15 protein-coding genes and 2 tRNA genes are annotated in these 17,721 nt (G+C 70.1%); 12 read left to right on the top strand and 5 right to left on the bottom strand.

Translation table 11 applies throughout. The features are described from left to right. Positions 1-59 precede the first annotated feature (59 nt). The 8 genes from dnaN to ACQP09_RS17110 all read left to right on the top strand — a co-directional run bounded on the left by dnaN (position 60) and on the right by ACQP09_RS17110 (position 10,084). Entirely contained in the window at positions 60-1,190 is a 1,131-nt protein-coding gene (dnaN, locus tag ACQP09_RS17145) for a DNA polymerase III subunit beta (RefSeq protein ID WP_015609839.1), read from the top strand. A 142-nt stretch (positions 1,191-1,332) separates the two neighbouring features. Continuing rightward, positions 1,333-2,217 carry a phosphogluconate dehydrogenase (NAD(+)-dependent, decarboxylating) gene (gene gnd / locus ACQP09_RS17140; protein WP_433400465.1) on the top strand — a complete coding sequence of 295 codons (885 nt, stop codon included), beginning with the start codon at positions 1,333-1,335 and terminating at the stop codon, positions 2,215-2,217. A 65-nt stretch (positions 2,218-2,282) separates the two neighbouring features. Then, a complete protein-coding gene (gene recF, locus ACQP09_RS17135) occupies positions 2,283-3,413 on the top strand; it encodes a DNA replication/repair protein RecF (protein ID WP_433400462.1) in 1,131 nt (376 codons plus the stop codon). Continuing rightward, entirely contained in the window at positions 3,410-4,060 is a 651-nt protein-coding gene (locus ACQP09_RS17130) for a DUF721 domain-containing protein (RefSeq protein WP_433400459.1), read from the top strand. The genes recF and ACQP09_RS17130 overlap by 4 nt, the downstream gene beginning before the upstream one ends. A 410-nt stretch (positions 4,061-4,470) precedes the next feature. Beyond that, positions 4,471-6,543, top strand: coding sequence for a DNA topoisomerase (ATP-hydrolyzing) subunit B (gene gyrB / locus ACQP09_RS17125; RefSeq protein WP_433400456.1), 2,073 nt, complete (start codon positions 4,471-4,473; stop codon positions 6,541-6,543). A gap of 47 nt (positions 6,544-6,590) precedes the next feature. Continuing rightward, the gene (gene gyrA, locus ACQP09_RS17120) at positions 6,591-9,230 is read left to right on the top strand and encodes a DNA gyrase subunit A (RefSeq protein WP_433400453.1); all 2,640 of its coding nucleotides are present in this window, start codon (positions 6,591-6,593) and stop codon (positions 9,228-9,230) included. Between the two features lie 93 nt (positions 9,231-9,323). Next, on the top strand, positions 9,324-9,929 hold the full coding sequence (locus tag ACQP09_RS17115) for a DUF3566 domain-containing protein (protein ID WP_433400450.1): 606 nt from the start codon (positions 9,324-9,326) through the stop codon (positions 9,927-9,929). 78 nt (positions 9,930-10,007) lie between these two features. Beyond that, positions 10,008-10,084 (top strand) — tRNA-Ile (locus ACQP09_RS17110). A gap of 347 nt (positions 10,085-10,431) precedes the next feature. On the opposite strand, the gene ACQP09_RS17105 is transcribed toward ACQP09_RS17110, so the two are convergent. Further along, positions 10,432-10,803: a DUF6344 domain-containing protein gene (locus tag ACQP09_RS17105; RefSeq protein WP_433400447.1), complete on the bottom strand. Its 372-nt coding sequence runs from the start codon at positions 10,801-10,803 to the stop codon at positions 10,432-10,434. A 291-nt stretch (positions 10,804-11,094) separates the two neighbouring features. Here ACQP09_RS17105 and ACQP09_RS17100 point away from each other — a divergent pair, with 291 nt between their 5' ends. Both ACQP09_RS17100 and ACQP09_RS17095 read left to right on the top strand, forming a co-directional pair. Then, positions 11,095-11,229, top strand: a complete 135-nt coding sequence (locus tag ACQP09_RS17100) for a DLW-39 family protein (protein WP_003958712.1) — start codon at positions 11,095-11,097, stop codon at positions 11,227-11,229. A 346-nt stretch (positions 11,230-11,575) separates the two neighbouring features. Further along, entirely contained in the window at positions 11,576-12,895 is a 1,320-nt protein-coding gene (locus ACQP09_RS17095) for a hypothetical protein (protein WP_433406631.1), read from the top strand. Positions 12,896-12,905: 10 nt separating this feature from the next. Here the strand turns inward: ACQP09_RS17095 and ACQP09_RS17090 are convergent, their stop codons facing one another. Then, positions 12,906-14,291: a protein kinase domain-containing protein gene (locus ACQP09_RS17090; protein ID WP_433400442.1), complete on the bottom strand. Its 1,386-nt coding sequence runs from the start codon at positions 14,289-14,291 to the stop codon at positions 12,906-12,908. Positions 14,292-14,392: 101 nt separating this feature from the next. Further along, positions 14,393-14,941, bottom strand: a complete 549-nt coding sequence (locus ACQP09_RS17085) for a helix-turn-helix domain-containing protein (RefSeq protein WP_356749696.1) — start codon at positions 14,939-14,941, stop codon at positions 14,393-14,395. Positions 14,942-15,119: 178 nt separating this feature from the next. Between ACQP09_RS17085 and ACQP09_RS17080 the strand changes: the two genes are divergently transcribed. Further along, positions 15,120-15,192: transfer RNA gene (locus tag ACQP09_RS17080), tRNA-Ala, on the top strand. Between the two features lie 136 nt (positions 15,193-15,328). Here the strand turns inward: ACQP09_RS17080 and ACQP09_RS17075 are convergent. Together ACQP09_RS17075 and ACQP09_RS17070 are read right to left on the bottom strand one after the other, a co-directional pair. Then, positions 15,329-15,841, bottom strand: a complete 513-nt coding sequence (locus tag ACQP09_RS17075; protein ID WP_433400439.1) for a DUF3515 family protein — start codon at positions 15,839-15,841, stop codon at positions 15,329-15,331. Positions 15,842-16,112: 271 nt separating this feature from the next. Further along, positions 16,113-16,829, bottom strand: coding sequence for a DUF5324 family protein (locus ACQP09_RS17070; protein WP_433400436.1), 717 nt, complete (start codon positions 16,827-16,829; stop codon positions 16,113-16,115). Between the two features lie 279 nt (positions 16,830-17,108). Between ACQP09_RS17070 and ACQP09_RS17065 the strand changes: the two genes are divergently transcribed. Continuing rightward, positions 17,109-17,636, top strand: coding sequence for a peptidylprolyl isomerase (locus ACQP09_RS17065; protein WP_404061333.1), 528 nt, complete (start codon positions 17,109-17,111; stop codon positions 17,634-17,636). The last annotated feature ends 85 nt before the right edge of the window (positions 17,637-17,721 follow it).

Here is a 17,721-nt window from a genome sequence, read left to right as displayed (position 1 = left end):
CTCCGGTCCAGACGACGAAGGCCAGCAGGGCGAGCGAGCAACAGCAGGAGGCGGTTCCGGTGAAGATCCGGGTGGAGCGCGATGTACTCGCGGAGGCGGTGGCCTGGGTGGCCCGCAGCCTCCCGGCCCGTCCGCCGGCGCCCGTTCTCGCGGGCCTTCTGCTGAAGGCCGAGGACGGAGCCCTCTCCTTCTCCAGCTTCGACTACGAGGTCTCGGCCAAGGTCTCCGTGGACGCGGAGGTCGACGAGGACGGCACGGTGCTCGTCTCCGGCCGGTTGCTCGCCGATATCTGCCGCGCCCTCCCCAACCGCCCGGTGGAGATCTCCACAGACGGTGTACGGGCCACGGTGGTCTGCGGCTCCTCGCGCTTCACCCTCCACACACTGCCTGTGGAGGAGTACCCGGCGCTGCCGCAGATGCCGACCGCCACGGGCACCGTCCCCGGTGAGGTCTTCGCCTCGGCCGCCGCCCAGGTCGCCATCGCCGCGGGCCGCGACGACACGCTGCCCGTGCTGACCGGTGTCCGCATCGAGATCGAGGGCGACACCGTCACCCTCGCCTCCACCGACCGCTACCGCTTCGCGGTCCGCGAGTTCCTCTGGAAGCCGGAGGACCCGGAGGCCTCCGCGGTCGCCCTGGTGCCCGCCAAGACGCTCCTGGACACCGCCAAGGCGCTCACCAGCGGTGACACGGTCACCCTGGCGCTCTCCGGCTCCGGCGCCGGTGAGGGGCTGATCGGTTTCGAGGGCGCGGGACGCACGACGACCACCCGGCTGCTCGAAGGCGACCTGCCGAAGTACCGCACGCTCTTCCCCACCGAGTTCAACTCGGTCGCGGTCATCGAGACGGCCCCCTTCGTCGAGGCCGTCAAGCGTGTGGCCCTGGTCGCCGAGCGCAACACCCCGGTCCGGCTCAGCTTCGAGCAGGGCGTGCTGATCCTGGAGGCCGGTTCCAGCGACGACGCACAGGCTGTGGAGCGCGTCGACGCGGTGCTGGAGGGCGACGACATCTCGATCGCCTTCAACCCGACGTTCCTGCTGGACGGCCTGAGCGCGATCGACTCCCCGGTCGCCCAGCTCTCCTTCACCACGTCCACCAAGCCCGCCCTGCTCAGCGGGCGCCCGGCCGTGGACGCCGAGGCGGACGACGCGTACAAGTACCTGATCATGCCGGTGCGTCTCTCCGGCTGATCGAGTTGTCACCGGTGGGCCCGTCCGGCGCGGAGCGGGCCCACCGCGCTGTCCCGGCCGTGCGCCGCCCCGCCGGGCGTAGGCTCGGTCCTGGGCGGCACCCGCCCCGACGCTATCGCCACGACGCTTAAGGAAATCTCTGATGGAGCTCGGTCTCGTCGGCCTCGGCAAGATGGGCGGCAACATGCGCGAGCGCATCCGCCGCGCAGGCCACACCGTCATCGGTTACGACCGCAACCCGGATGTCGCCGATGTCCACAGTCTCGAAGAGCTTGTGGGCAAGCTGAAGGGCCCGCGGGTCGTCTGGGTCATGGTCCCGGCCGGTGCCGCGACCCAGTCCACGATCGACGAGCTCGCCGAGCTGCTCTCGCCCGGCGACGTCGTCGTCGACGGCGGGAACTCGCGCTGGACCGACGACGAGAAGCACGCCGTCGAGCTGGGCCTCAAGGAGATCGGCTTCGTCGACTGCGGCGTCTCCGGCGGCGTCTGGGGCCTGGAGAACGGCTACGCCCTGATGTACGGCGGCACCGAGGAGAACGTGGCGAAGGTCCAGCCGATCTTCGACGCGCTCAAGCCCGAGGGCGACTTCGGCTCCGTCCACGCGGGCAAGGTCGGCGCCGGCCACTTCGCGAAGATGGTCCACAACGGCATCGAGTACGCCATGATGCAGGCCTACGCCGAGGGCTGGGAGCTCCTGGAGAAGGTCGACTCCGTCACCGACGTACGCGAGGTCTTCCGCTCCTGGCAGGAGGGCACGGTCATCCGTTCCTGGCTGCTCGACCTCGCGGTCAACGCCCTGGACGACGACGAGCACCTGGAGAAGCTCCGGGGCTTCGCCGCCGACTCCGGTGAGGGCCGCTGGACGGTGGAGGCCGCGATCGACAACGCGGTGCCGCTGCCCGCGATCACGGCGTCCCTGTTCGCGCGGTTCGCCTCGCGCCAGGACGACTCGCCGCAGATGAAGATGATCGCCGCGCTGCGCAACCAGTTCGGCGGCCACGCGGTCGAGTCCAAGAACGAGAACTGATCGCGCCGCCGGCCACGCGCCGGCGCCGCGACCACCGGGAAGCCCGTCGGGAGAGGTCGGCCACCATGCACGTCACCCATCTCTCGCTGGCCGACTTCCGTTCGTACGCCCGGGTCGAGGTCCCTCTCGACCCGGGCGTCACCGCGTTCGTGGGCCCCAACGGGCAGGGCAAGACCAACCTCGTCGAGGCGATCGGCTATCTCGCCACCCTCGGCAGCCACCGCGTCTCCTCGGACGCGCCGCTGGTGCGGATGGGCGCCGAGCGGGCCGTGGTCCGGGCGGCGGTGACGCAGGGCGAGCGCTCGCAGCTGATCGAGCTGGAGCTGAATCCCGGCCGCGCCAACCGGGCCCGTATCAACCGGTCCTCGCAGGTCAGACCGCGTGATGTGCTCGGGATCGTACGGACGGTGCTGTTCGCGCCGGAGGATCTGGCCCTGGTCAAGGGCGACCCCGGGGAGCGGCGGCGGTTCTTGGACGAGCTGGTCACCGCCCGCTCGCCCCGGATGGCCGGGGTCCGCTCCGACTACGAGCGCGTCCTGAAGCAGCGCAACACCCTGCTGAAGTCCGCCGCCATGGCCCGTCGCCACGGCGGCCGCTCCATGGACCTGTCCACCCTCGACGTCTGGGACCAGCACCTGGGCCGGGTCGGCGCCGAGCTGCTCGCGCAGCGCCTCGACCTGATCGCCACGCTCCAGCCGCTGGCCGACAAGGCGTACGGGGACGTGGCGCCGGGCGGCGGACCGGTGACGCTGGAGTACCGCAGCTCGGTCGGCGAGGACGTGGCGGCGGGCCGGACCCGCGAGGAGCTGTACGAGCAGCTGATCGCGGCGCTCGCCGGGGTCCGCAAGCAGGAGATCGAGCGTGGCGTGACGCTGGTGGGGCCGCACCGGGACGACCTGCTGCTCGGCCTGCGGTCGATGCCCGCGAAGGGGTACGCGAGCCACGGCGAGTCCTGGAGCTACGCGCTGGCGCTGCGGCTGGCCAGTTACGAGCTGCTGCGCGCCGAGGGCAACGAGCCGGTTCTCGTCCTGGACGACGTCTTCGCCGAGCTGGACGCCCGCCGCCGCGAGCGGCTGGCGGAGCTGGTGGCGTCGGGCGAGCAGGTGCTGGTGACGGCCGCGGTGGCGGAGGACGTCCCGGCCGTGCTGGCGGGCGCGCGGTACGCGGTGACGGCGGGCGAGGTGGAGCGGGTATGACCGGCCGCGGCGAGGAGCCCGGGGGCGCTTCCGGTGGTACGGGGGGCGCGGACGGGACTGCGAGCGGTACGGGGCCCGCGGCCCGTGGTGACGGCGGATCCGGTGGTACGCCGGCGGACGCCGGGAGCCCCAAGCCGCCCGAGGTCTCCGGCGTCGACCTCGCCCGGGTCGCACTGCGGGCGGCGAAGGAGCAGGCCAAGGCGCGCGGCGCGGCGGCCCAGCAGAAGAAGCAGGCCAGGCGTGGCGGCGGGCTGCGGTCCGGGGCCCGTTCGGACGGCCGCGATCCGCAGCCGCTGGGCTCGGCCATCAACCGGCTGATCACCGAGCGCGGCTGGGAGACGCCGGCGGCGGTGGGCGGTGTGATGGGGCGGTGGCCGCAGATCGTGGGCGACGATCTGGCCAACCACTGCGTGCCGCTGCGGTACGACGAGGATCCGGCCGCCCGGGTGCTCACTGTGAGCTGCGACTCCACGGCGTGGGCGACCCAGCTGCGGCTGCTGGCCCCGCAGCTGGTGGCCCGGCTCAACGCGGATCTGGGCCAGGGCACCGTACGGATGATCAAGGTGGTCGGTCCCGGTGGCCCGGAGCGCCGGTTCGGGCCGCTGCGGGCGCCCGGCAGCAAGGGGCCCGGCGACACCTACGGGTGAGCGTCCGGCTGTTGATCGTATGGGCTGCTTCCAAGCTCTGAGCTGCACTTTTGGCTGAAACTTGTCGTGTTCCTGATGCCTGCGCGCAGGGCTCGGAGCGGTCCGGCGACGCCGGTTCACCACGGTTCGTACCGGCGGAAACCGAGAGGTGCGGGCGGAGCGTCCCTCACCGTAGCGGGAGGTTGACAGGCCGAAGCGCTCAATGCCCGTCAGGGCCTCTTGGGGCCCCTCCCTGAATATGGGGAGTCGTCAACCGCTGATTCAGGGCGGCACATGCGTACTCAGGTACCGGCAAACCCCCATTCATGTCAGTGCTACCGGTAGACTGGTGAGTAATCCCGCCGCTGAGGCGGGAGTCGTCGATACAAGCCGAACGACGCAGCCGCTCCCGCCTGTCCGGAAGACGGCCTGTGCTGTGCCAGAAAGGGCGCTTCGTGGCCGATTCCGGCAACCCCAACGAGAACATTCCGTCCACAGCCGAGGAGTCGGGCGAGGTCACCGCCGCCGCCTACGACGCCAGCGCGATCACCGTGCTGGAAGGGCTGGACGCGGTCCGCAAGCGGCCTGGCATGTACATCGGCTCGACCGGTGAGCGCGGCCTGCACCACCTCGTGCAGGAGGTCGTCGACAACTCGGTCGACGAGGCCATGGCCGGCCACGCGGACACGATCGACGTCACGATCCTCGCCGACGGCGGCGTGCGCGTGATCGACAACGGCCGGGGCATCCCGGTCGACATCGTGCCGTCCGAAGGCAAGCCGGCCGTCGAGGTCGTCCTCACCGTGCTGCACGCGGGCGGCAAGTTCGGCGGCGGCGGGTACGCCGTCTCCGGCGGTCTGCACGGCGTCGGTGTCTCCGTCGTCAACGCGCTGTCCACGCGCGTCGCGGTGGAGGTCAGGCGCGACGGGTACCGCTGGACCCAGGACTACAAGCTCGGCGTTCCGACGGCCCCGCTGGCCAAGCACGAGGCCACCGACGAGTCCGGCACGACGGTCACCTTCTGGGCCGACGGGGACATCTTCGAGACCACCGAGTACAGCTTCGAGACCCTCTCGCGCCGCTTCCAGGAGATGGCGTTCCTCAACAAGGGCCTCACCCTCAAGCTGACCGACGAGCGTGAGTCGGCGAAGGCCACGGCGGGCGCCGACAGCGCCGAGGCCGTCGAGGTGCCCGAGGAGGAGACGACCCGCACCGTCACGTACCACTACGAGAACGGCATCGTCGACTTCGTCAAGTACCTCAACTCCCGCAAGGGCGACGTCATCCACCAGTCGGTGATCGACATCGAGGCCGAGGACAAGGACCGTCTCCTCTCGGCCGAGATCGCCATGCAGTGGAACACGCAGTACACCGAAGGCGTCTACTCCTTCGCCAACGCGATCCACACGCACGAGGGCGGTACCCACGAGGAGGGTTTCCGCGCCGCGCTGACCTCCCTGGTCAACCGGTACGCGCGCGAGAAGAAGCTGCTGCGCGAGAAGGACGACAACCTCACCGGCGAGGACGTACGCGAGGGTCTCACCGCGATCATCTCGGTGAAGCTGGGCGAGCCGCAGTTCGAGGGCCAGACGAAGACCAAGCTGGGCAACACGGAGGCCAAGACCTTCGTGCAGAAGGTCGTCCACGAGCAGCTGACGGACTGGTTCGACCGCAACCCCAACGAGGCCGCCGACATCATCCGCAAGGGCATCGCCGCCTCGACCGCCCGCGTGGCGGCCCGTAAGGCGCGTGACCTGACGCGGCGCAAGGGGCTCCTGGAGAGCGCCTCGCTGCCCGGCAAGCTCAGCGACTGCCAGTCGAACGACCCCACCAAGTGCGAGATCTTCATCGTCGAGGGTGACTCCGCCGGCGGCTCGGCGAAGTCCGGCCGCAACCCGATGTACCAGGCGATCCTGCCCATCCGCGGCAAGATCCTGAACGTCGAGAAGGCCCGGATCGACAAGATCCTGCAGAACACCGAGGTCCAGGCGCTGATCTCGGCCTTCGGCACCGGGGTCCACGAGGACTTCGACATCGAGAAGCTCCGCTATCACAAGATCATCTTGATGGCGGACGCCGACGTCGACGGCCAGCACATCAACACCCTGCTGCTGACGTTCCTCTTCCGCTTCATGCGGCCGCTGGTCGAGCAGGGCAACGTCTACCTCTCGCGCCCGCCGCTCTACAAGATCAAGTGGGGCCGGGACGACTTCGAGTACGCGTACTCGGACCGGGAGCGCGACGCGCTCGTGGCGCTCGGCAAGCAGAACGGCAAGCGGATCAAGGAAGACTCGATCCAGCGCTTCAAGGGCCTCGGCGAGATGAACGCCGAAGAGCTGCGCGTCACCACCATGGACGTCGACCACCGGGTCCTCGGCCAGGTCACGCTGGACGACGCGGCGCAGGCCGACGACCTGTTCTCGGTGCTCATGGGTGAGGACGTCGAGGCACGGCGCTCGTTCATCCAGCGTAACGCCAAGGACGTCCGCTTCCTCGACATCTGAGTCGGCCGTACCCGCCACGCCGCAGCTCGAAAGGACTTTGACCAGCAATGGCCGACGAGAACACCCCTGTGACACCTGAACCCGCGACGCCCGAGGAAGTCACCGTCCCCGGTGTGGGCATGCGTGTCGAGCCCGTCGGGCTCGAGACGGAGATGCAGCGCTCCTACCTCGACTACGCGATGTCCGTCATCGTCTCGCGTGCGCTGCCCGACGTACGGGACGGCCTCAAGCCCGTCCACCGCCGAGTGCTGTACGCGATGTACGACGGCGGCTACCGCCCCGAGAAGGGGTTCTACAAGTGCGCCCGCGTCGTCGGTGACGTCATGGGTACGTACCACCCGCACGGCGACTCCTCCATCTACGACGCCCTGGTGCGCCTCGCGCAGCCGTGGTCGCTGCGGATGCCGCTGGTGGACTCCAACGGCAACTTCGGTTCCCCGGGCAACGACCCGGCCGCCGCCATGCGGTACACCGAGTGCAAGATGATGCCGCTGTCCATGGAGATGGTCCGGGACATCGACGAGGAGACCGTCGACTTCCAGGACAACTACGACGGCCGCAACCAGGAGCCGACGGTCCTGCCGGCGCGCTTCCCGAACCTGCTGGTCAACGGCTCCGCCGGGATCGCGGTCGGTATGGCGACCAACATCCCGCCGCACAACCTGCGCGAGGTCGCCGCCGGTGCCCAGTGGTATCTGGAGCACCCCGAGGCCTCGCACGAGGAGCTGCTGGACGCGCTGATCGAGCGCATCAAGGGCCCCGACTTCCCGACCGGCGCGCTGGTCGTGGGCCGCAAGGGCATCGAGGAGGCGTACCGCACCGGGCGCGGCTCCATCACGATGCGCGCGGTCGTCGCGGTCGAGGAGATCCAGGGCCGCCAGTGCCTGGTCGTCACCGAGCTGCCGTTCCAGACCAACCCCGACAACCTCGCGCAGAAGATCGCCGACCTGGTCAAGGACGGCAAGGTCGGCGGCATCGCGGACGTCCGCGACGAGACCTCCTCGCGTACGGGACAGCGCCTGGTCGTCGTCCTGAAGCGGGACGCGGTCGCCAAGGTCGTCCTGAACAACCTGTACAAGCACACCGACCTCCAGACGAACTTCGGCGCCAACATGCTGGCGCTCGTCGACGGGGTCCCGCGCACGCTCTCGATCGACGCGTTCATCCGCCACTGGGTGACGCACCAGATCGAGGTCATCGTCCGGCGTACGAAGTTCCGGCTGCGCAAGGCCGAGGAGCGGGCGCACATCCTGCGCGGCCTCCTGAAGGCCCTGAACGCCATCGACGAGGTCATCGCCCTCATCCGGCGCTCCAACACCGTGGAGATCGCGCGTGAGGGCCTGATGGGCCTGCTGGAGATCGACGAGCTCCAGGCGAACGCGATCCTGGAGATGCAGCTGCGCCGACTGGCCGCGCTGGAGCACCAGAAGATCACCGCCGAGCACGACGAGCTCCAGGCGAAGATCAACGAGTACAACGAGATCCTGGCCTCGCCGGCCAAGCAGCGCCAGATCGTCAGCGAGGAACTGGCCGCGATCGTCGAGAAGTTCGGCGACGACCGGCGCTCCAAGCTGGTGCCCTTCGACGGTGACATGTCCATCGAGGACCTGATCGCCGAGGAGGACATCGTCGTCACGATCTCCCGCGGCGGCTACGTGAAGCGCACGAAGACGGACGACTACCGCTCGCAGAAGCGCGGCGGCAAGGGCGTGCGCGGGACGAAGCTCAAGGAAGACGACATCGTCGACCACTTCTTCGTCTCGACGACGCACCACTGGCTGCTGTTCTTCACCAACAAGGGCCGGGTCTACCGGGCCAAGGCGTACGAGCTCCCGGACGCCGGCCGGGACGCGCGCGGCCAGCACGTCGCCAACCTGCTGGCCTTCCAGCCGGACGAGAAGATCGCGCAGATCCTGGCGATCCGCGACTACGAGGCCGTGCCGTACCTGATCCTCGCGACGAAGGGCGGTCTGGTGAAGAAGACCGCGCTCAAGGACTACGACTCACCACGCTCGGGCGGCGTCATCGCGATCAACCTGCGCGAGATGCCGGAGGGCGGCGACGACGAGCTGATCGGCGCCGAGCTGGTGTCGGCGGAGGACGATCTGCTGCTCATCAGCAAGAAGGCGCAGTCGATCAGGTTCACCGCGACGGACGACGCGCTGCGGCCGATGGGCCGTGCCACCTCAGGTGTCAAGGGCATGAGTTTCCGCGAGGGAGACGAACTGCTCTCGATGAATGTCGTCCGGCCCGGTACGTTCGTCTTCACCGCTACCGACGGCGGGTACGCCAAGCGCACCCCCGTCGACGAGTACCGCGTCCAGGGCCGCGGCGGCCTCGGCATCAAGGCTGCCAAGATCGTCGAGGACCGGGGCTCGCTCGTCGGTGCGCTGGTGGTCGAGGAGACGGACGAGATCCTCGCCATCACGCTCGGCGGTGGTGTGATTCGTACGCGAGTCAATGAAGTCAGGGAGACGGGCCGTGACACCATGGGCGTCCAACTGATCAATCTGGGCAAGCGGGATGCCGTCGTCGGCATCGCGCGCAATGCCGAGGCCGGTCGTGAGGCGGAAGAGGTCGATGGGGCCGATGATGCCGAGGGCGAGACGGCCGAGGTCCACGCCGAGAGCGTGGTAGAGGGCACTGTCGAGGGCACGGAGCCTTCGACCGGGGAGCACGAGGAGTAGAGCGTGAGTGGAGCCACGGGCGCCGGTTCGGCCGCTTCCGGAGCAGGAGCGAACGGTGCCCGTGGCCCTGCCACGGACTCCCAAGGGGGCACTGTGACAGACACACGAGGGCCTCAGCCCCAGTACGAGGGTTACGCGACCGGGCCGCTGCCCGGCGAGCGTGAGTCCGCACCGGGGCCGTCGGGGCCGTACCACCCGCCTCAGGCGTACCAGGCGCCCGGCGGTGGCACCCAGGGCGGCCAGCAGCGCCCCGGGCAGGGCGGCGGGGGCACACTGGGCGGCGCGCAGGCGACGCGCAAGCCGCGCACGGGGGCGCGGACCACTCCGCGTACCCGCAAGGCCCGGCTGCGGGTGGCCAAGGCCGACCCGTGGTCGGTGATGAAGGTCAGCTTCCTGCTGTCGATCGCGCTGGGCATCTGCACGGTGGTGGCGGCGGCGATCCTGTGGATGGTGATGGACGCGATGGGCGTCTTCACCACGGTGGGCGGCACGATCAGCGAGGCGACCGGCTCGAACGAGAGCAACGGCTTCGACCTGCAGTCGTTCCTCTCGCTGCCGCGCGTGCTCATCTTCACCTCGGTCATCGCCGTGATCGACGTGGTGCTGGCCACCGCGCTGGCGACGCTGGGCGCCTTCATCTACAACCTGTCGGCGGGCTTCGTGGGCGGCGTCGAGCTCACGCTGGCCGAGGACGAGTAGCGCGCCGGGTATCGATTTTGGGACTGGCCCCGACGTGCGCTAATCTTCAGAAGTCAGCGCGGAGCAGCACAGCGCGGCGGGGCTATAGCTCAGTTGGTTAGAGCGCATCCCTGATAAGGATGAGGCCACAGGTTCAAATCCTGTTAGCCCCACCAGCACGAAGACCCCTCACCGGAGACGGTGGGGGGTCTTTCGCGTGGCGGTGGCCTGGTGGTCGGCTTGCGGGGTCCAGCGGCTCTCCGCACCGGACCTCGTCGACGGTCACCTCGCACTCGTCCGGCCCGGCTGTGTTCGCGTAGTCGATGGTCGGCTTGAACGGCTCCCCCACCCTCAGCCTGCCCAGGATCTCCGCGCCCGGCGGGGCACAGGGCCCTTCCACGGTCGTCCGGCCCGTCGTATGCCGTTCGTCGTGTGCCGCTCGTCGGCGGTTCCGGGCGCACGGAAAGGGCCCCCGGCCGGTGTGAACCGGCCAGGGGCCCCGGAGTGCGGTGGGCCGGCGGGGTCAGGGGGGCGGGGCCGGGGTGTCGCTTTCCGGGGCCGTGTGGTGGGAGGCGGCGGTGGTGCGGGTCGCGGACGCCGGGTCGGCCGCGAGGTGGCGGGTGGCCGGGGAGGAGCCGTGGGCCTCGGCCCGGATGCGCTGCTTCATCGTGGGCGGCAGGGCCCGGTCACGCGGAAGGGTCCATCGCACCGAGGGGGCGAGCGGGGTTGCCGCGGTGGCACCCGTGTGCTCGTGGGTCGTGGCGCTCGGCTGCGCGGCGGCGTTCGTGGCGTTCGCGGCGTTCGCGGTGGCGGTGGCGAGGCCCAGCGACGCCAGCAGGGCGAAGAAGGCGGTGATGAAGGCGGTCCAGATGCTCTTGGGCTGGAAGGTGCTCATGGCCCCTCGCTTTCGGGTGGTCCGGTTGCTGACTTCTCCGATCATGTGGATCCGGGCCGCGTTTTCGGGGAGCGACGCCCGCGCTGCGCCGATCTTCGGATTAACACCACTCGTATGGTGCAACCGGGGCTGACGGACCGTCCGGAACGCGTTACGGGGGTCGTCGCGGGCCCTGCCGAGGCGCCGGGGCCGGGCCGCATTTGGGTTCCAGGCAGGTCACCGATCGGTATCGGCCGGTGTGTATAGTCGGCGACAGAAGGCCCCTATTCCAAGGAAAGACGAGGTCGCGCGGTGAAGAAGCTTCTCCTGGTCGCACTGGCTGCCATCGGCGGGCTCCTCGTGTACCGCCAGATCCAGGCGGATCGCGCCGAGCAGGATCTGTGGACGGAGGCGACCGACTCCGTGCCCGCAGGTTCGGGTGTGTGAGACGGCACAGTCTGTTACGGGCCCCGGTCGCTGAGCGGCCGGGGCTTCGTGCTGTCCGGGGGCGGGTGGGGGCGGCCGTGGGGATGTCCGTGCGCGCGGGGGTGCTGTTGCGGGACCGTGACGGCAGCTGTCTTGAGTTCACCTGAGCAAATCAGTAGCTTGCTGGAGCAAATGCACTGAGCGGCCCCCCGGAGGGTGGCAGTCGCGGCTGATACCTGGATAAGCCCGGCAATCCGGCTCCGGCCGGAGACAGCAGTGGTGCGGCCGGGGCAGGATGGACCGGCATTGCGGCCATGGCGACGACGAGGGGGAGCGCGTGAAGAGGCAGCGCAACAGGGGGCGGGCGATGCTGGCGGCACTCGCCGCGATGTGCGCCGTGGCGGCGCTGCCCGGGCAGGCGTACGCGGACGGCCCACCGGCGTACGCCTTCGATCCCGGCGCGAAGAACGTGCAGGGTGCGGAGCGCAACGCCGAAGCCTCGGTCCTGCAGCCGGGCGCCGTGTACCGCAGCTCCATCTCGCCGGGCGAGCAGCTCTACTACCGGGTGAAGCTCGACAGCCTCACCGACGCCTATGTCTCGGCGGTCGCGGTGCCGAAGAGCGGCGGCTCGGTGGAGTACGGCGACGGGATCACCGTCAGCATCCGGGACCTCAACGACTCGCGGTGCAGCTCCAACCAGACCACCTTCGGCTCGGGCGAGACACCGCGGCCGATCGCCGCGTATGCCCACCGGACCATCGGCAAGGGGTCGAGCACCACCTGCAAGGAGGCCGGGACGTACGACGTCCTCGTCGAGCGCGAGAGCGAGCCCGAATCCAGCCCCGAGGCCTGGAATCTGGAGCTCCGCTTCGTCGAGGAGCCCGCGTTGGGGAGCGGCGGGCCGACGGAGACCACCGCGCCGAAGGACTGGCCCTCCGCCACGCCCGCACCGCTGGACGTGGAGGCGCAGAAGCGTACGGGCGGCAGCAGTTACTACGACGCCACCAGCCTCAAGACCGGTGAGTGGATCGACGAGATCGCGCCCGGCCAGACCCGCTTCTACCGGGTGCCGTTGGACTGGGGGCAGCAGATCTACGCCTCCGCCGTGCTCAGCAACACCACGGTCGACTCCACGGAGTTCATCGGCAACGCGCTCACCCTGTCGTTGGACAACCCGGCCCAGGGGCACATCACCGACACCTCCCTCTCGTACTCCGGCAAGTCCGCGAGCACGGCGCTGAAGCCGCTGCCGCCGGTGGCGTACCGCAACCGGTACGACTACAGCTCGCAGGTCAGCACCCTGCGCTTCGCCGGCTGGTACTACCTGTCGGTGACGCTCAGCCCGAAGGTCGCCGAGAGCTACGGCAAGGACCCGATCGCGCTGACGATGTCGGTCCAGGTGAAGAACCAGGCCGGCCCGTCGCCGTACGACGGTGACCCCGGGATCTTCGCGGTGACCGAGAAGGACAAGGAGCTGGCGCAGAGCGGCGACAGCGCTCCGAAGGCGGCGAAGAGCGCGACGATGCAGGTCGTCGCGGCGGGAGCGCTCGGGACGGGCGCCGTGCTGGTGCTCGGCCTCGGCGCCTGGACCCTGCTGGCCCGCCGCCGCGCGGCCGCCGCCGGCGGTCCCGGTCAGGTCCACCAGCAGCAACCGCCGTTCGGTGGACCGCCGCAGCAGGGCTGGTAGCGGGCCGTCGTTACATCTGGGTCAGCGCCCAGACGCCGACCGCGAAGCAGATCAGCGCCACCACCAGCACCGGGACCGCCACCTTCGGGGGCGGTCCCGGCCGCGTCTGCCGTACGGGAGCGGGTGCGGGAGCAGGGGCGTGCGCCGGAGCGTGGGCGGCGAAGGAGTGTGGTGGCGGCTGGTGTTGCTGCTGGGCGGTGTACGGGCGGGTCGCGGAGGCGTCGTGCGGTACGCCGGAGGTCGGCGCCTGGGAGGGGTCCGGGGCGCCGACGGCGTACGGGGGTGGTGTGACGGGCGCTTGGACGGGCGTGGGCTGGGGGAACTGGGGCTGCGGCTGGGCCTGTTGCCGCTGCGGCGGGGGCGCCAGGTGGAAGCTGCCGGTCTCCGACATGGAGACGGGCGGCGGGGGCGAGGCGGGCGGCTGAGGCGTCTGGGAGGGCTGAGGCTCTTGGGAGGGCTGAGGCTCCTGGGAGAGCTGAGGCTCCTGGGACGCCTGGGGCGACGGCTGGGCGGCCTTTACGGGGCCGTCGGGGCCGAACCCCGCGGGCAGCGGCCCGATCTGGTCGAAGACCTCCACCGGCTCGTCGTCGGGGCCGGGCTCGGGCAGCATCTCGACCGCCGCGGTGAGGGCCTTGCGCGCCCCCGTCGCCGTACGGAACCGGGCCTGCGGGTCCGGCTGCAGCAGCCCGGCCAGCACCTGCCAGAGCGGCTCGGGGATGCCGTCGGGGGCGCCCGGGGTGCCGTGGGCGGCGAAGTGCTCGACCAGCGCCTGGGAGTCGGGCTTCCGGCCCTGGAGGAGGTAGAGGGCGACCAGGCCGACCGCGAAGAGGTCCGCCGGGAAGTCGGGCTCGGCGCCCATCATCTGCTCGGGAGCGAAGTAACCGGGCGTGCCGACCACGTAGTTGGTCTCGGTCAGCCGCGGCTCGCCCTTGCGCATCGAGATGCCGAAGTCGGAGAGGCGCAGATGCGGGCGGCCCGTTCCGGTGGCCTCCATCAGGATGTTGGCCGGCTTGATGTCGCGGTGCACCACCCCTTCGGCGTGCACCGTGGAGAGCCCGGAGAGCAGCTGGTCCAGGAGCAGGCAGACGAAGCGCGGCGGCAACGGACCGTAGTCGCCTATGACATGGGCGAGCGAACCACCGCTCACCAGGTCCATGGTGAACAGGACCTTGTCGTCGTCGGCGGCCCAGCTCGCCGGGGCCAGGACGTGCGGGTGCTCGATGCGCAGCGCCTGCTCGCGGACGAAGCGCAGCAGCGTGTGCGCGTCGCTCTGCTGCAGGACCTTGGCCGCGACGTACCTGCGGCGCCGGTGGTCCCAGGCCCGCCAGACGGCGCCGACCCCACCACGTCCGATCGGATCGATCAGCTCGTACCGACCGGCGAAGACCTCACCCATTGCGCTGTGCCCGCTCCCAGTTCATGTTCATCGCCCGCGATCCTGCGGGGACCAGGGACCCCGGCCGTGCGAGGCCCTGGCTCCGTCGTGCTCCCGAACCGCTAGCTCTGGTGTCCCTCGTAGTGCGCGACCGCGTCCGCGGTGCGGCCGGCTCCGTACACCCGGAGGAACTCTGCCAGTTCGGGGTGGGTCGGGGCGAGGGCGTCGGCGGCATCGATGATGTCGCCGGCCGCCGAGACCGACCTGAGGAGCGACTGGATCTCGCGCACCACACGGCGGACGGTGGGGGCGCCGCCGGTCGAGGTGGTCTGGCCGGTGCCGGTCAGGACGGACCCGCCCTGCGACTTCTTGATCTCCTCCATCCGGTCGGTGGCCTCGCCCGCGCTGACGCTGCCGTCCGCCACCTGGCTCGCCAGCTCCTGAAGTGCCTGGACGCGCTGGACGACCGCCGGGTTCCCGATCTTGGCGCGCTGGCCGCTCATCAGCTGCGAAAGCATCGGGGCGGAGAGCCCGAGAACCGCGGCGAGCCGTGCCTGGTTCAGGCCGAGATCGTCGATCAGCCGACGGAAGAGCGCCCCCAGCGGCTCCCCGTACCAACTGCGCTGAAGCTCCCTGGCTCTTGCCGTCGCCTCTTGCTGCGCTGCGTCCATTGCGTCTCCCCTTCGCTGCGGCTTCGCTGCTGCGAACCTCGTCGAGCATCTTACGGAGCGTGGTCGTCCACCGGGAGTCCTATCCTTTTGCAAGATTGGGCGGAGCACCCGGTACTCTGGTCTGCGACGGTTGCCGTAGCACGGACGTGCTCGGCGATGTCCTTGTTTGCTGTGTTTCGGGGCCTTAGCTCAGTTGGTAGAGCGCTGCCTTTGCAAGGCAGATGTCAGGAGTTCGAATCTCCTAGGCTCCACATCGACGAACACCCTCCGACCTACGCGATGTAGGGCGGAGGGTGTTCTGTGTTTCCGGGTTCCGCATCTCGGGCGCGGGCCCCGGGGTGGCCTGACGCTCGGCGCTGAGCACAAGCAAAGCGGCCCGCCGCGGCGTCATCCGGAGGGTGCCGGAGGCTCCACGTCGTCCAGGCTGATGCACTTCGTGTACGTCTTCACGGGCTTGACCAGCACGGACAGGTCGACCAGGACGTCGTCCACGGCGGCGACGTCATCGGAGACCACGGCCTCCACGGCCGGGTCGCGGCCGTAGGTGACGACCATCTTCCCGTCGTCCTCCGAGCGGTCCTCGCGGAAGACCCAGTCCACGCCGTCGACGGTCGCGCACGGGTCGGGGGTCGGGACGGGCAGCTCGACGCCGCAGCGCAGCACGATCGCGTTCTCGCCCCAGACCGCGACCCCGGGGCGGTCGGTGAAGGTCAGGTCCTGGCCGCCGAGGCGGTCCGGGTAGCGGTCGGCGAGCTGCTCGCAGGCCGCGTCGCCGGCGTGCGGTGCGGCGGTGACGCCTTCGCCCGGGGAGTCCGCGCCGCATGAGACCAGGACTCCGGCGGTCAGGGCACAGGCCGCCGCCGCGACGACGGCCCTGCGCGGCCGGGGGATGCGCACCACAGGAAGGACCTTTCGTGAGGACGGGGGCGGTCCGCGCTCACGCCGACCGCTCGTGGATCAGTGTGTCACCCGGACGGCGGTCGACCGCGGGCGAGGGCGGCAGCCGTAAAAGGGCCGTACGCGCCGAAAGAGCTGCCCTCGTGGAAAGAGCCGCACGCGCGGATAGTGCCGCACGCGCGGAAAGAAGAGAACGCCGGTTCCCCCTGGGCCCGTGAGGGCTTGGGGGAACCGGCGTTCTCTTCTTCTGTGTGCGCTTACGGGACCGACGGCCTCAGGGGCGGTCGTCGAGGCCCGGGGTGTCGCCGTTGGCCTCGGCCTCGGCCTGCTTGGCCTTGACCTCCGGGTCGAGCACGGCCTGGCCGCTGCCGTCCACCGAGCTCAGCGGCGAACCCTCGTCGCCCACCTCGGTGGCGACCGGCGGCTCGACCAGCCAGTCCGGGTTGGCCTGCTTGTCCCACCAGCGCCAGGCGGCGTAGGCGCCACCGGCGAGGACACCCAGTACCAGGAGGCCCCTGGTCGCCCGGCCGGCCCTGGCCCGCCGCTCGTGCTTGCGGGCCAGCTTCTGGATCTCCTTGGCCGTGACGTTGCTCCGCAGCGCGGCCAGCGCGGCGGCGCTCCGGGCGGTCGCCTGCTCGGCGACCGGCACGGCCACCGCCTTGGCGTGCTCGACGCGCGGCGCGGTGTAGTCGGCTGCGGTCCTGGCGGCCTTCCGGGTCGAGTGCGCCGCACGCTGTGCGGCCTCGTCGACCTTCGGCGGCACATGGGCCAAAGCCTGTTCGAGGCGCGGTGCGAGGTGGGACTCGTACTGGACACGGGCCTGCTTGGCGGCCTTCGTCACCTTGGGCGCGAGCTGGACACGGGCCTCGTGCGCGTACAGTGCAGCCTGCTTCTTGGCCGTGTCGGCGTACGGCGCCACCACTTCCGCGGCGTGCTGCGCGCTGTCCCTGGCCGAGTCGGTTGCGGCGCGCACGCTGTCGATGCGGGTCACGGGATCCTCCTCCTTGGTGGCGGGTAGGTACTCCGCCTTTCCGCCCAATTCGAAATCATGCCTGTCGCGGCCATGACCGGCACTCGGGACGGGCATCCGGGTCATGATCGCTTTTTATGTCATAACGGTTCAAGCCAGTAAAAAGGTGCACGTGAAGTCTGCCGACGACAATGCCACGGTTCGGCGGTGAACGCGCCGTTCCACCAGGCATCCGGCCGTACGTTTCCCGGTCCGTGGGAGGATCGGCGGACGTCAGCGAAGGATGAGGGAAGGCAGACCGTGGCCGAGCAGCTTTACGCCACCTTGAAGACCAACCGGGGCGACATCGAGATCCGGCTGCTGCCGAACCACGCCCCCAAGACGGTGAAGAACTTCGTCGAGCTGGCCACCGGGCAGCGCGAGTGGACCAACCCCGCGACCGGCGAGAAGTCCACGAACCCGCTGTACGACGGGACGGTCTTCCACCGGGTCATCAGCGGGTTCATGATCCAGGGCGGCGACCCGCTGGGCAACGGCACCGGTGGCCCGGGCTACAAGTTCCCCGACGAGTTCCACCCGGACCTGGCCTTCACCAAGCCGTATCTGCTGGCCATGGCCAACGCGGGCCCCGGGACCAACGGTTCGCAGTTCTTCCTGACCGTCGCGCCCACCGCCTGGCTGACCAACAAGCACACCATCTTCGGCGAGGTCGCGGACGACGCGAGCCGCAAGGTCGTCGACGCCATCGCGGCCACCGGGACCAACCCGCGTACCGACCGCCCGCTCCAGGACGTCGTGATCGAGTCGGTCGCCGTCGAGACCCGCTGACGTCCCGCTCGCCGGGAACCAACCGCCCCGCCCGTCCGTACTGTTACATAGCGGACCAGCGGGGCGGCCGTGTGTAGCGGCGCCC

Source organism: Streptomyces sp. CA-146814, from assembly GCF_050942385.1.
GTDB lineage: Bacteria > Actinomycetota > Actinomycetes > Streptomycetales > Streptomycetaceae > Streptomyces.
The sequence above is the reverse complement of the archived record's forward strand: the minus strand, read 5'-3'. Positions and strand labels throughout refer to the sequence as shown.